A 14327-nucleotide genomic window follows, 5' to 3' on the forward strand; every position below is an offset into this window, starting at 1 on the left:
GCAGGCCGCCGCGCACCGTTTCGGCGATGTACGCGGCCGCGAACATGATGATCGCGATCTGCGCGCGCAACAGCTTGTCGATGGAAAAGCCTTCGGGCAGGAACAGCGGCAGCATCACCGACGACATGAACAGCAGGCTGATCAGCGGCACGCCGCGGATGAGCTCGATGTACACGACGCACAGCGCCTTGATGGCGGGCATCTTCGAGCGCCGGCCCAGGGCCAGCAGCACGCCGATCGGGAAGGCGAAGGCAATGCCGAACGTGGACAGGATCAGCGTGAGCGGCAGGCCGCCCCAGCGTGCGTTTTCCACGTAGGTCAGGCCGAACACGCCGCCCCACATCAACAGGGCCACGGCGGTCAGGCCGACGGTCCAGATGACAGCGAGCTTCCAGTTCCAAAAGCGGCGGATGCCGCTGCAGACGATGACCGCGATCAGGATGATCGTGGCGATCAGCGGACGCCATTGTTCGTCGTACGGATACGTGCCGAACAGGATCAGGCGATGCTTCTCGATGATGAAGGCCCAGCAGGCGCCGCCGACGGACGCTCGGCATTCCTGGGCGTTGGCGGCGGTGTAGTTGGCCTTGATGAAAGCCCATTCCACCAGCGCCGGCACCGACATCAACAGGAACCAGGCCACCAGTACGGTGATCAGGATGTTCAGCGGCGAGGAAAACAGGCGCTCGCGCAACCAGGCCCACGCACCGACGTGGGTCTTGGGCGGCGGCAGCCCTTCGGTGGGGATATGCGTAGTGCTGCTCATATCAACGCTCCACCAGCGCGATGCGCTTGTTGTACCAGTTCATGAATATCGAGATCGACAGGCTGACCGTCAGGTAGGCGCCCATGATGATGAGAATGCCCTCGATGGCCTGGCCGGTCTGGTTCAGCGTGGTGTTCACCACCGACACGATGTCCGGATAGCCGATGGCCACTGCCAGGGAACTGTTCTTGGTGAGGTTGAGGAACTGGCTGGTCATCGGCGGGATGATCACGCGCAGCGCCTGCGGCAGCACCACCAGGCGCAGCATCTGCTTGCGGCGCAGGCCCAGGGCTTCGGCTGCTTCCCACTGGCCTTTGTTGACGGCCTGGATGCCCGAGCGCACCACTTCGGCGATGAACGCCGAGGTGTAGATCACCAGGCCCGCCAGCAGCGCGGCGAATTCCGGCGACAGCGTCAAGCCGCCCGAGAAGTTGAAACCCTTCAGTTCGGGCATGTCCAGCGTCAGCGAGGCGCCGCTGACCAGCCAGCCCACGAGCGGCAAGCCGATCAACAGGCCGATGGCGGCGCGGCCCAGCGGGAACACGTGGCCGGTGGCTTCCTGGCGCTTCTTGCCCCAGTGGCCCAGGAACAGGATGGCCACGATGGCCAGGCCCAATCCAGCCAGCATCCAGTCGAGCGAGTGGCCTTCCAGCGCCGGCACCTTCAGGCCGCGGTTGGAAATGAACACGCCCGGCAAGGGGTTGTGCGCCTGGCGCGGGCCGGGCATGTTCTCGGTGATGAGCGCGTACCAGAAGAACAGCTGCAACAGCAGCGGCACGTTGCGCATCACTTCGACGTAGATCGAGGTGATCTTGGCGACGAGCCAGTTCTTGGACAGGCGGCCCACGCCGATCAGCGTGCCCAGGATGGTTGCCAGCACGATACCCAGCACGGCGACGCGCAGCGTATTGAGCAGGCCCACCACAATGGCGCGGCCATAGGTGTCTGCGGGGGTGTAGGCGACGGGCGTTTCGCCGATGGCGAAGCCGGCCTCGCGGTCAAGGAATCCGAAACCCGTGGCGATGTTGCGCACGGACAGGTTGTGAAGCGTGTTTGAAACCAGGAACCACACCGCCAAAGCCACGGCGGCCAGTGCTATCACCTGATAGACCACGGCGCGCACGCCAGGGTCGTTCCAGTTCAGACGCCGGGGGGGTGCCGAAATCGGGGCGTTTTTATTTGGAGTTGTCATCGAATGAATCTACAGAAGTCGGACACCGGGCGGCTGGGGTCTGAAAGACCGCGCGCCGCCCACTCCTGCCGCCCGCTCGGAGGCGGGCTAGGCATGGCGCAAGGGGTGCGCCATGCCGGGCAGAGCCGTGTGTTAGCGCACCGGCCAGCCGTACATCAAGCCACCTTGCTTATAGCTGGCGTTCAAGCCGCGGTCCAGCTTCATGGCGCTGCTCTTGCCGAGCGTGGCTTCGAAGCTTTCGCCGTAGTTGCCGATCTGCTTGATGATGTTGTAGGCCCACTTGTCATCAACGCCCAGGTTCTTGCCCATGCCCGGGGTCACGCCCAGGATGCGCTGGATGTTGGGGTTGGTGCTCTTGGTCATTTCATCGACGTTGGCCTTGGTGATGCCGTATTCCTCGGCTTCCAGCATCGCGTTCAGCGACCAGCGCACGATGTTGAACCACTGTTCGTCGCCCTGGCGGACCATGGGGCCCAGCGGCTCCTTGGAGAAGTCTTCCGGCAGGATGATGTACTTGTCCGGATTCTCGAGCGTGGTGCGGGTCGAGGCCAGCTGCGACTTGTCGGTCGTGAAGGCATCGCAACGGCCGGCCGAGAAGGCGCGGATGATTTCGTCGTACTTGTCGATCACGACGGGCTTGAATTCGATCTTCTGGCCGCGGAACCAGTCAGCCAGGTTCAGCTCGGTGGTGGTGCCGGGCTGCACGCAGATGGTGGCGCCGTTCAATTCCTTGGCGCTCTTGACGTTCAGGTCCTTGGAGACCATGACGCCCTGGCTGTCGTAGTAGTTCACGCCCACGCCGATCAGGCCCAGGGTGGTGTCGCGGGTCAGCGTGACGGTGGTGTTGCGGGTCAGCACGTCCACTTCGCCCGATTGCAGCGCGGTGAAGCGTTGCTGGGTGTTCAGCGGGGTGACCTTGATCTTGGTGGCATCGCCGAACATGGTGGCGGCGACGGCGCGGCACAGGTCCACGTCCAGGCCCTTGTACTCACCCTTGCTGTCCGCGATGGAGAACCCCGGGATGCCCGTTGAAACGCCGCACTGGACAAACCCTTTTTTCTTGACGTTATCGAAGGTCGCACCTGCATTGGCAGCCGCGGACGCAGCGAACAGGGCGGTGCCAATGGCAGCGAGTTTCAGTACTTTCATCGTGATCTCCGTAGGGGTGATGCGAAGCCGAACGCAAGGCCGGGTCGGGCTTTACGCATGGGGCGGATGGTAGCGTCCGCAAAGCAGCCTCCGCATCCGGGAATTCCCTTGAAATATAGGGACACTGGATGAAATCAAACGCAGTTCGGCGGCAAAAACGGGGACACGGTTTTGCCGTGCAAAACGTGTCCATGCGGTCACATGCCGTGCCGGTTTCCGGTGACATCAGGACACTTTTTCCACCGGACCGGGGCTGCGGATTTGGTCCGGCTTACTGTCCCCGAGTTACTATTGCGGCTTCATCCGACAGCCGCCATGATCGAATTCCAGCACGTATTCAAATCGTATGGTCGCGGCCGCAATATTCTGGCCGACATCAACTTCCGCGTAAGCGCGGGAGAGTTCGTCTTCGTGTCGGGGCCGTCCGGTGCCGGCAAGTCGACCCTGCTCAAGCTGATCGGCGGGCTTGAACCCGCCAGCCGCGGCTCGATCCAGGTCAACGGCCAGCGGCTGGACAAGCTGCCCGCCCGCGCCCGGCCCTATCTGCGCCGCGCCGTCGGCGTGATCCTGCAGGACACCCACCTGCTGTTCGACCGCAGCGCCTTCGAAAACGTGATGCTGCCCCTGGCCGTCACGGGCCACCCCTGGGATTCCGCCGCCGCCCGTGCCCGCGCCGCGCTGGACAAGGTCGGCCTGTCGGGCAAAGAAGACCTGAACCCCATCGAATTGTCGGGCGGCGAACAGCAACGCCTGGCGATCGCGCGCGCCATCGTCAACCGGCCCGCCATCCTGATCGCCGACGAACCCACCGCCAACCTCGACCACGACAATGCGCAGCGCATCATGAACGTGTTCCGCGACTTCAACCGCGTCGGCGTCACCACGCTGATCGCCTCGCACGACCAGGAACTCATGGCGCGCTACGCCACCCGCACCCTGCGCATCGATCCGGGCAAGTTCGCCGATTCGCAGGGCGACGCCACGCCCGCCCCGACGGCCCCCGCGGCCGGTCGCGGCGTTGCCGGAGAATCGGCATGAACGCCTGGCTGCGGCAGCATCGCTATGCGCTCATGGTCACCCTGCGCCGGCTGGTGAAACAGCCGTTCTCGTCGCTGGCCAACCTGCTGGTCATGGCGCTGGCGCTGGCGTTGCCCCTGCTGGGCAGCGCCATCCTGGTGTCGGTGCAGCCGGTGGCGCGCGAAATGTCCGTCACCCCCGAGGTCACCGTGTTCATGCGCGTGGACGCGCCGGCCGGCGCCGCGGCCGACGTTGCCAAGCGCATTCAGGCCGACTACGCCGCCGACATTCGCGCGGTGCGCGTGGTGGGCCGCGAAGACGCCCTGGCCGACCTGCGCGCCAACCCCGCCTGGGCGCAGGCGCTGGCCGTGCTGCCGGGCAACCCGCTGCCCGACGCCGTGGTAGTCACGCTGGCCGACGGCGAAGATCTGGCCGGCCGCGCCGGCAAGCTGGCCAAAGACTGGAAACAATGGGACCAGGTCGACCTGGTACAGCTGGACAGCGCCTGGGTGCAGCGCCTGGAGGCCATCCTGCGCTTTGCCCGCATCGGGCTGGCCTTCCTGGCCGCCTGCGTGGCGGTGGTGGTGCTGGCCACGGTGTTCAACACCGTGCGCATGCAGGCCCTGTCGCAGCGCGAGGAAATCGCGGTGGCGCGGCTGGTCGGCGCCACCGAATCGTTCGTGCGCCGGCCGTTCCTGTATCTGGGTGCGCTGTCGGGCGCCCTGGCCTCGCTGCTCGCCATCGGCGTGGCGGCGTTGGCGCTGTCGCCCCTGAACAACGCCCTGCTCGGCCTTGCCCGCAGCTACGGGGCCGAGTTCGCACTGCACCTGCCCGGCGCCCCCGTGCTGCTGGTGGCCATCGTCGCCTCGGCCGCCCTGGGCGCGCTGTCAGCGCGCTGGTCCGTGACCCGCAGCACGCGGTTCTGAACCCGGGCCCAAGCCCGGTTCTAAACCTTCGTATAGCCCCCGATCGTCCCCGTGATCCGGGGAAAGACCCCGCCTGGTCCTGTGTAGGATGGATGCACCATCCTCGCAGCGGCCCTGCGCGGCCTGTCAGCGCCCATACCAAGGAATCGCAAACGCTTATAAATCAGGGACATAACAAAGTCGCGGTTACACAGGATTTCACCCTATTGTTGGCGAGATGTGTAAGAATAAAGCGACATTTTTCTACATATTTTGAAACGTTTATTGTTCCACCGAGCGCTGCCCTTCGTGTCCCAATCGCTGTTCTTGCCCTTTATTCCGCTCCATGGTCGCCCGTCTTGAAGCCCGTGCGACGCGCCATTACTTCGATAGCGCGTTCCAGTGTCAGGCGGTGAAGGTACTCCCCAACGAGTACTACGTCACCGACGAAGACCTGATGATCTCGACCGTGCTCGGGTCGTGCGTGGCCGCCTGTATCCACGACCCCGTCACCGGTGTGGGCGGCATGAATCACTTCATGCTGCCTGAGGGCGACATGCAGTCGCCCGCCTCGGCCACCATGCGCTACGGCGCGTTCGCCATGGAAGTGCTGATCAACGAGCTGCTCAAGGCCGGCGCGGTACGCGACCGCCTGGAAGCCAAGGTGTTCGGCGGCGGCGCCGTGCTCTCGGCCATGCAGCAGATGAACATCGGCGAGCGTAACGGCCAGTTCGTCCTGAACTACCTGAAGACGGAAGGCATTCCGGTCAAGGCGCAGGACCTGGGCGACGTGCACGCGCGCCGCATCAACTATTTCCCGCGCGACGGCCGCGTGATGGTGCGCAAGATGGCGCCCCACCACCAGCGCGCCGAAGAAATCATTGCCAAGCGCGAACAGGCCGCCGCCCAAAGCGTGCAGGCCAAGACCCAGAGCCCGCCGCGGGTCGAACGCTTTGCGCCGCCTGGCGTGGAGCGCTTTGACCGGCCGGCCGCACGTGCGGGGGTGGAACGATTCGACCGCCCCGGTGTAGAGCGCTTTGACCGCCCCGGCGTCGAGCGTTTCGATCGGCCTGCGGCCCGTCCGGGCGTAGAGCGCTTCGACACCGGCGTCACCCGGCGCCGCAAGCCCGAAACGGCCGGCAGCTAGACCGGCCCGGCGCGTGCCGCCGGCCGGCCTGCCCGCAGGCCGCGCCCTGGCGGCGCTGCTGCCGTGTCAGCGGCCGAAGCGGGCGCGGTACTCGCTGGGCGACACGCCCAGCCGCCGCTGAAACACCTCGCGCAAATGGCGCGCATCCCGAAAGCCGCAACGAAAGGCCACTGTCTTGAGCGGCGCGGACTCTCGTTCGAGCCGCGCACGCGCCGCATCCACGCGGGCGCTTTCGACGAAATCGGCGGGCGTCACGCCTGCATCGCGCAAGAACACGCGCGAGAAATTGCGGCGGCTCATGTGGGCCTGCGCCGCCAGCGCATCCAGGCCCAGGTCGTCGGCCAGGTGCCCCAGCACGTATTGCTGCGCCTGGGCCACGGCGGACGTTTCCTCGACGAACGGCGTCAGGAACGGGCTGAACTGCGATTGGCCGCCCGCGCGCTGCATGAAGACGACCAGCCGCTTGGCCACGTTCAGCGCCACATCCGGCCCATGGTCCTGCGCCACCAGGTACAGCGCCAGGTCGATACCGGCCGTGACGCCGGCCGAGGTGTGCAGCCGGCCATCCTGGGCATACAGGCGGTCGGCCTGCACCTGCAGGTCCGGATAGCGCTCGGCCAGCGTCTGCGCGTCGTTCCAGTGGGTGGTCACGACGGCGCCGGGCGGCAGACCAGCGCGGGCCAGCAGGAACACGCCATTGCAGATCGAGCCGTAGCGCGGCGCCTCGGCACAGGCTTCGCGCAGCCAGGCCAGGGCCTCGTCCGGTTCGCGGATGTCGGGCAGGCCCGGTCCGCCCGCGGCCAACAGCAGGTCGGGCACGTCGACGGCATCGGTGTAGTGCCGCTGCGGCGCCAGCAGCATGCCGTTGGAACAGGGCACGGCGCCGCGCGTCAGGCCGATCAGTTCCAGCCGGTAATGCTGGGCGGGCAGCAGGAAGCGATTGGCTTCGGCGAACACGTCCAGCGGCCCGCTGACGTCCAGGGACTGCACTCCGGGGAACACGACGATGGCGACGGATTTCATGGCGGCGGGCAATGGCGCAGGAGAGGAAGGCCGGCGGGCGGCATGCCGCTACCTTAGCCCAGCGCGGCCGCCCCGCGCGCCCTGCCGCACACGCCCTGGCCGCAATCCGTACCACGGCGGCCCTGATCCGCCGCCGTCTCGGGCCTTGGCCGCAGGACGCGCCACGCTGGCCGGAATCCGTGCCGCGCGGCGCTCGTGCACACAGGCGCCACCGCCCAGAATGCCTGCATCGGCCTACGCGCCGCCCACCAGGAAGCGTCCTTCATGCAGAACCCAACCCAGACCCAGCCCCCCGCCGCCAGCGAACGCGTCGGCCCCGCCTTTTCCGTGGACGGCATGCTGCGGGCCCGCAACAAGACCCGCCATGCCATCGAAGCCATTGCCGCGCGCATCCAGCCCGGCATGGTCGAGGAAGACGCGGTGGCGATGGCCAAGCAGACGCTGATCGACGCCGGCATGGCGCTCAGCTGGCACCCCACCCGCGTGCGCTTCGGCGCCAACACCATGAAAGCCATGCGCCAGGCCTCGACCCCCGGCGCGGTGCTGAGCGACGACGACATCTTCTTCCTGGACATCGCCCCCCGGCTGGATGCCTGGGAAGGCGACGGCGGCAAGAGCTACGTGGTGGGCAACGACCCCGGCCAGGCGCGCTGCGCCCGCGACGCCGAAGCCCTGTTCCACGACGTGCGCGGCGTGTGGCTGCGCGAGCGCCTGAGCGGACAGGCCTTGTATGCCTATGCCGACCGCCAGGCCCGCGCCATGGGTTGGGAATTGAACTTCGACCTGCCGGGCCACCGCGTGTCGGACTTTCCGCATGCGGCGATCCATACCGGGTCGCTGGCCGACCTGGCCATCAGCCCGTCGGAAATGCGCTGGATCCTGGAGATCCACCTGCGCGATCCGCAGGGCCGCTATGGCGCGTTCTTTGAAGACATGCTGCTGGACGACGCGCACTACCCGGCGTAGGCCGCCGGCGTAACGCATCACAGAAGCGTATGACGACAGGCGCGCATGAAACCCGCGCCCGTCGCCACTGCATCACGTCACGCGCATCACGTCACTTACATCACGCCGCCCGCGCCCCGCCGATCGACACCACGCTGGCCGTGAAGTCCTTCAGCAAGGCCTCGCGCCGCGCCGCGGCCTTTTCCATTGCCGCCTCTTTCACGTGGCCATAGCCGCGGATGTCTTCAGGCACGCTGGCCAGCGCCACCGCGCGGTCCAGGTTGCCGCGGTTCAGCTTGCACAGGATGGCTCCGATGGTCTCGCCATACTCGCGCGCCAGTTCACGCTCGGCACGGCGCTCGCGCGTGTAGCCGAACGGGTCCAGCCGCGTGCCGCGCAGGCGCTTCATGCGCGCCAGCAGGCGGAACACGCGCAGCATGCCCGGCCCGTAAGCCTTCTTGACCAGGTGACCGTCGGGACCGCGGCGCGCGAACAGCGGCGGCGCCAGGTGAAAGCGCAGTTTCCAGTCGCCTTCGAACTGCTCGCCCACACGCTTGAGGAAATCGCCATCGGTGTACAGCCGCGCCACTTCGTACTCGTCCTTGTAGGCCAGCAGCTTGAAGTAGTAGCGCGCCACCGCCAGCGCCAGCCGCTGGGTGCCGGTGGCCTCGTGCTCGGCGTGCGCCACCTTGTCCACCAGGTCCGTGTACTGCCTGGCGTAGGCGGCATCCTGGTATTGCGTGAGAAACGCGCGCCGCACCTCGACCAGCCGGGCCAGCTCGCCCGGCGGCTTCTTCAGTTCCAGCACCGGCGTTGCGCGCGGCCGGCGAATCTCGATGATGCCATCCGGATGCGCGGGCGCCGCACCGCCCGCGGCCAACAACCGCATCACGCCGGCCAGGTCGTGGGCCGCGCGGCGCCCCCAGGCGAACGCCGCCAGGTTGTTGGGCACCTGCTGGCCGTTCAATTCAATCGCGCGCAGCAGCGCTTCGCGCGACAGCGGCAGCCAGCCCTTCTGGTAGGCGTAGCCCATCATCAGCGGATTGGAATAGATGGCGTCGCCCAGCAGGCCCACCGCCAGCGCCGACGCGTCCACCGCGTGCAGGTTGTCTTTACCGCAGGCGGCCTGCAGGTCGGCGGCCAGGTTGGCCCCGGGCAGCGTCCAGTCCGGGTTGGACACGAACGCCGCGGTGGGCGCGGTGTCGCTGTTGAGCAGCGCATGGGTACGCCCCGGACGCAGCCGCGCCATGGCGTCCGCGCTGGTGGCCACCACCAGGTCGCCGGCCAGCAGCAGATCGGCCTCGCCCATTGCCACGCGCGTGTTCATCAGGTGGTCTGGCGTTTGCGCCAGCACCACGTGCGAATACACGGCGCCGCCCTTTTGCGCCAGGCCGGCCATGTCCAGCACCGAACAGCCCTTGCCTTCCAGGTGCGCGGCCATGCCCAGCAGCTGGCCGATGGTGACCACGCCCGTGCCGCCCACGCCGGCAATGAACACGCCATACGCCTGGTCCAAGCCGCGCGCGGCCGGCTGCGGCACATCGTCGTCGACCGCACCGTCGGGCGCCAGGGCGCGCGGCTTTTTCAGCTTGCCGCCTTCCACCGTGACGAAGCTGGGGCAAAAGCCCTTCAGACAGGAAAAGTCTTTATTGCAGCTGGACTGGTTGATCGTACGCTTGCGCCCGAACTCGGTTTCCAGCGGTTCGACCGACAGGCAGTGCGACTTCTGAGAACAGTCGCCGCAGCCCTCGCACACGCGCTCGTTGATGACCACCCGGCGCGCCGGGTCGGGATACGCATTGCGCTTGCGGCGGCGGCGCTTCTCGGTCGCACAGGTCTGGTCGTAGATCAGCACCGACACGCCGGGATATTCGCGCAGCTCGCGCATCACCGCGTCCAGCTCGTCGCGATGCTTGACCGGCACGCCCGGCGCCAGGCCGGCCATGTCCTTGTATTTGTCCGGCTCGTCCGTCACGACCACGATCTTGTCGATGCCTTCGGCCGCCACCTGGCGGCTGATCATCGGCACGCTGATGGGGCCGTCCACCGGCTGCCCGCCGGTCATCGCCACCGCATCGTTGAACAGGATCTTGTAGGTGATGGGCGCCTTGGCCGCCACCGCGGCGCGGATCGCCAGCAGGCCCGAATGGAAGTAGGTGCCGTCGCCCAGGTTGGCGAACACGTGCTTTTCCTCGGTGAACGGCGCCTGGCCCAGCCACGGCACGCCCTCGCCGCCCATCTGCGTGTACACCTGCGTATTGCGGCCCATCCAGGTCACCATGTAGTGGCAACCGATGCCCGCCATGCCGCGCGAACCTTCCGGCACGCGGGTAGACGTATTGTGCGGACAGCCCGAACAGAACCAGGGCTTGCGGTCTTCGACCACACGCGGCCGCGCCAGCGCCTGCTCGCGGCCGGCAATGAAGGCCAGCCGCGCCTCGATGCCCGCGCGCACGTCCGGCGGCAGCTCGAACCGCAACAGCCGCACCGCGATGGCCTTGGCCACCATGGCGGGCGAAAACTCATAGTGCGCCGGCAGCAGCCAGTTGCCCTGCGGCACCGACCATTCGCCGCCGTCCTTGTCGTCGAACTTGCCCACCACGCGCGGAATCTTCTTGCCGCTGCCGATCCAGCTGAACAGCTCTTCCTTCAGCTGGTATTCCAGCACCTGGCGCTTTTCCTCGACCACCAGGATCTCGTCCAGCCCTTCGGCGAAATGCGCCATGCCGGTCGATTCCAGCGGCCACACCATGCCCACCTTGAACAGGCGCAGGCCGATGCGCTGGCACACCGCTTCGGTCAGGCCCAGGTCCGACAGCGCCTGGCGCGTATCCAGATAGGCCTTGCCCGACGTCATGATGCCAAAGCGCGCATCGCGCTGCGGCACCTGCCACAGTTCACGGTTGAGCTTGTTGGCGCGCGCATAGGCCAGCGCCGCGTACAGCTTGTAGTCCAGCAGCCGCGCCTCTTGCAGCAGCGGCGTATCCGGCACGCGTATGTTCAGCCCGTCGGGCGGCAACTGGAAATCTTCCGGCAGCACGATCTGCACCCGGTACGGGTCCACCTCGACCGACGCCGACACCTCGACGATATCGGTGATGCACTTCATGCCCACCCACACCCCGGCGTAGCGGCTCATCGCCCAGCCATGCAGGCCGAAATCCAGCACCTCTTGCACGCTGGACGGAAACAGCGCCGGGATCATGCAGGCCTTCAGGATGTGGTCGCTCTGGTGCGGCAGCGTCGACGACTTGGCCGGATGATCGTCGCCCGCCACCACCAGCACCCCGCCGTGCGGCGCCGTGCCCGCGGCATTGGCGTGCTTGAACACGTCGCCGCAGCGGTCCACCCCCGGCCCCTTGCCGTACCACATGCCGAACACCCCGTCGTACTTCGCCCCGGGGAACAGATTCACCTGCTGCGAGCCCCACACCGCCGTCGCCGCGAGGTCTTCGTTGATGCCCGGCTGGAACTCCACGTGGTGCGCCTTCAGGTACTTGGCCGCCTTCCACATGTTCTGGTCCACCCCGCCCAGCGGCGACCCCCGATACCCCGACACGAACCCTGCCGTGTTCAGCCCCGCGCGCAGGTCGCGCAGCCGCTGCATCATCGGCAGGCGCACCAGGGCATGGATGCCGCTCATCCAGGCGCGGCCGGTTTCAAGGGTGTATTTGTCGTCCAGCTGGACGGATTCGAGCGCCGCGCGGACCGCGGGCGTGAGAGGGGCATTCATGTCTACTCCGAGGGTCGTGGAACGCCCGCAGCAGCATCGCGCCGAGTTCTTCTGGAGCCCGGGCGGGCCTGCGGCGGAGGTGAATTCCGGGCGCTTGGCGCGCCTCTTCCTGACGGTTGTAACCGCTCGCCCCACCCCCGGCAATAGGGCGATGCGATAATTGCCGACATGGACTTCGCCCCTCGCATCGTCGCCTGGCAACGCCAGCATGGCCGCCACGATCTCCCCTGGCAGAACACCCGGGACCCCTACCGCATCTGGCTATCCGAGATCATGCTGCAGCAGACGCAGGTGGCCACCGTCATCCCCTACTACGAACGCTTCCTGCAGCGCTTCCCCGACGTCGCCGCGCTCGCCGCCGCCGCCCAGGAAGACGTCATGCCCTACTGGGCCGGCCTGGGCTACTACGCCCGCGCCCGCAACCTGCACCGCTGCGCCCAAGAAATCGCACGCGACTGGAACGGCCGCTTCCCGCCCACCGCCGAAGCCATCGCCACCCTGCCCGGCATCGGCAGATCCACCGCCGCCGCCATCGCCGCCTTCGCCTACGGTGAACGCTCGCCCATCCTGGACGGCAACGTCAAACGCGTCTTCACCCGCCACTTCGGCATCGCCGGCGACCCCGCCAAACGCGAAACAGAACAACGCCTCTGGGCCCTGGCCGACGCCCAGGTCGACGCCGCCCCCGGCCTGGACATGGCCGCCTACACCCAAGGCCTGATGGACCTGGGCGCCACCCTCTGCACCCGCGGCAAACCCGCCTGCGACCGCTGCCCCGTCACCACCACCTGTATCGCGCGGCAGGAAGGCCGCCAAGCCGAACTGCCCACCCCCAAGACCCGCAAAGCCATCCCCGAACGCGAAACCGGCATGCTCGTCCTGCAATACCAGGGCGCCTTCCTCCTGCAACAACGCCCCGAACCCGGCATCTGGGGCGGCCTCTGGAGCCTGCCCGAATTCGACGCCGCGGGCGACCCCCTCACCGCCTCCCGCGCCCTGGGCCTCATCCCCGAACACCGCTTCGAACTCGCCGCCTTCGCCCACACCTTCACCCACTACCGCCTGCACATCCGCCCCTGGTACATCCCGGTACGCAGCGCCACGCTGCGCGAACCCACCCAGACCGAACGCTGGATCCCCCAAGAAGACCTGCCAAAAACAGCCCTGCCCGCCCCCGTAAAAAAGCTGCTGCTAGGCCTGGTAGAAGCCGGCCTCCCCGGCGACCTGCTGACCACCACCAAATAACCCCCCCGCCAGCGCGCAGCGTCATCCGCCGACGCAAGACACGACGGAAGCCGAGCAAGGCCGCCCGCGCGGCCGGCGCGAGGCGAGCAACGCAAACCGCTCCAAACCCAAACGATGTTGGCCACCAAGCCAAGCACACCGCCCGCCCCAACGGCCGGCAGTAAGGCACATCAAGAGCGCGTGACGGGGCAGGCGGGTGAGGGCGGGGCGTGTAGATTGCGCCCGAGGGAATCCGTAGGGAAGGCCGAAGGCCTGTACGAGGATGACGAAGGGGCAGTCCGGAGCGAAGGCTCCGGACCGCAATCGTAGCCCCGCCCTCACCCGCCTGCCCCGTCACGCGCGGCTTAAGAACCAACACGTCAAGACCCCCCGCTATCCCCCAACAGCATCACCAACTTCAAATCCAGATGCGTAGCCAACCGGAACGTAATCTGCTGAAACCCCATCCGCCCCCGCCGCGGATGCGAAAACTCCCGCAACCCCCCTTCCCGCTCAACCACAGCATGCCGATTCCACCAATGCGCAAACACCGCACTCTGCCGATTCAACGCATCGATTAACGCCAACACCGCCGGCTCATCAAGATGCGCCCCCGCATCCGCCCGAAACTCTGCTACCACCCGGCGCGCCCGCTGCTCCCAGTCCACCACCAGCTCCCGCGCCGCCGGATCCAGAAAGATATAGCGCAGCAAATTAGGCTCGGGATCCCGATCCGGCCAGTCATCGAACAGATCCCGCAGCGGCGCATTACAGGCCAGCACATTCCACGCCCGGTCCAGCACATAGGCCGGCGCCGTGATCGCATCCACGCACTCCCGCAACGACCCTGGCGCTCCCAACGCATCATCCCGCGCGTGCTGCGGATCTGCGCAGTCCGCCAGATCGAACAGATACGCCCGCTCGGCCCGCGCCAACTGCAGCACCCCCGCAATCCGCGACCACACCGACGGTGACACCGACACCTCGCGCCCCTGCTCGATCCACGTGTACCAGGTGACGCTGATCCCGCACAGCTGCGCCACCTCTTCGCGGCGTAGCCCCGGCGTGCGCCGCCGCATGCCTTCGGGCAGTCCGGCCATCTGCGGCGTGATGCGCGAGCGGGCGCTGCGCACGAATTCGCCCAGCGCCTGACGGCGCAGGCGGGAGCCTTCGTGGCCGGCCACGCCGGCTTGGGGGGAAGTGTTCATACCAGGATAAGGTGCAGG

11 protein-coding genes are annotated in these 14327 nt (G+C 67.2%); 5 read left to right on the forward strand and 6 right to left on the reverse strand.

Annotated elements, in window-relative coordinates:
* From HV798_RS29880 to HV798_RS29890, 3 genes are all read right to left on the reverse strand, one after another.
* Positions 1-766: ABC transporter permease subunit (locus tag HV798_RS29880; RefSeq protein ID WP_175196161.1), on the reverse strand; the 766-nt coding region annotated here is incomplete at its 3' end.
* Between the two features lies 1 nt (position 767).
* Positions 768-1958 carry an amino acid ABC transporter permease gene (locus HV798_RS29885; protein ID WP_175196159.1) on the reverse strand — a complete coding sequence of 397 codons (1191 nt, stop codon included), beginning with the start codon at positions 1956-1958 and terminating at the stop codon, positions 768-770.
* A gap of 132 nt (positions 1959-2090) precedes the next feature.
* Positions 2091-3107 (reverse strand): amino acid ABC transporter substrate-binding protein, encoded by a 1017-nt coding sequence (locus tag HV798_RS29890; protein WP_175196157.1) that lies wholly within the window; start codon positions 3105-3107, stop codon positions 2091-2093.
* 315 nt (positions 3108-3422) lie between these two features.
* Here HV798_RS29890 and HV798_RS29895 point away from each other — a divergent pair, with 315 nt between their 5' ends.
* From HV798_RS29895 to cheD, 3 genes are all read left to right on the forward strand, one after another.
* The gene (locus tag HV798_RS29895) at positions 3423-4145 is read left to right on the forward strand and encodes a cell division ATP-binding protein FtsE (protein WP_025135603.1); all 723 of its coding nucleotides are present in this window, start codon (positions 3423-3425) and stop codon (positions 4143-4145) included.
* The gene (locus HV798_RS29900) at positions 4142-5050 is read left to right on the forward strand and encodes a cell division protein FtsX (RefSeq protein ID WP_175196154.1); all 909 of its coding nucleotides are present in this window, start codon (positions 4142-4144) and stop codon (positions 5048-5050) included. Before HV798_RS29895 ends, HV798_RS29900 begins: the two co-directional genes overlap by 4 nt.
* 325 nt (positions 5051-5375) lie before the next feature.
* Positions 5376-6176 carry a chemoreceptor glutamine deamidase CheD gene (gene cheD, locus HV798_RS29905; protein ID WP_175196152.1) on the forward strand — a complete coding sequence of 267 codons (801 nt, stop codon included), beginning with the start codon at positions 5376-5378 and terminating at the stop codon, positions 6174-6176.
* Between the two features lie 66 nt (positions 6177-6242).
* Here cheD and HV798_RS29910 read toward each other — a convergent pair whose 3' ends face one another.
* Positions 6243-7199 carry a GlxA family transcriptional regulator gene (locus HV798_RS29910; RefSeq protein WP_175196151.1) on the reverse strand — a complete coding sequence of 319 codons (957 nt, stop codon included), beginning with the start codon at positions 7197-7199 and terminating at the stop codon, positions 6243-6245.
* Positions 7200-7463: 264 nt separating this feature from the next.
* Here HV798_RS29910 and HV798_RS29915 point away from each other — a divergent pair, with 264 nt between their 5' ends.
* Positions 7464-8165 (forward strand): M24 family metallopeptidase, encoded by a 702-nt coding sequence (locus tag HV798_RS29915; protein WP_175196150.1) that lies wholly within the window; start codon positions 7464-7466, stop codon positions 8163-8165.
* A 100-nt stretch (positions 8166-8265) separates the two neighbouring features.
* On the opposite strand, the gene HV798_RS29920 is transcribed toward HV798_RS29915, so the two are convergent.
* Positions 8266-11877: an indolepyruvate ferredoxin oxidoreductase family protein gene (locus HV798_RS29920; RefSeq protein ID WP_175196149.1), complete on the reverse strand. Its 3612-nt coding sequence runs from the start codon at positions 11875-11877 to the stop codon at positions 8266-8268.
* A 168-nt stretch (positions 11878-12045) separates the two neighbouring features.
* Here HV798_RS29920 and mutY point away from each other — a divergent pair, with 168 nt between their 5' ends.
* Positions 12046-13122 carry an A/G-specific adenine glycosylase gene (gene mutY, locus HV798_RS29925; protein WP_175196148.1) on the forward strand — a complete coding sequence of 359 codons (1077 nt, stop codon included), beginning with the start codon at positions 12046-12048 and terminating at the stop codon, positions 13120-13122.
* Positions 13123-13481: 359 nt separating this feature from the next.
* Here the strand turns inward: mutY and HV798_RS29930 are convergent, their stop codons facing one another.
* Positions 13482-14309, reverse strand: a complete 828-nt coding sequence (locus HV798_RS29930; protein WP_175196147.1) for a helix-turn-helix transcriptional regulator — start codon at positions 14307-14309, stop codon at positions 13482-13484.
* Positions 14310-14327 lie beyond the last annotated feature (18 nt).

The organism is Achromobacter deleyi, from assembly GCF_902859705.1.
GTDB classification, from domain to species: domain Bacteria; phylum Pseudomonadota; class Gammaproteobacteria; order Burkholderiales; family Burkholderiaceae_B; genus Achromobacter; species Achromobacter deleyi.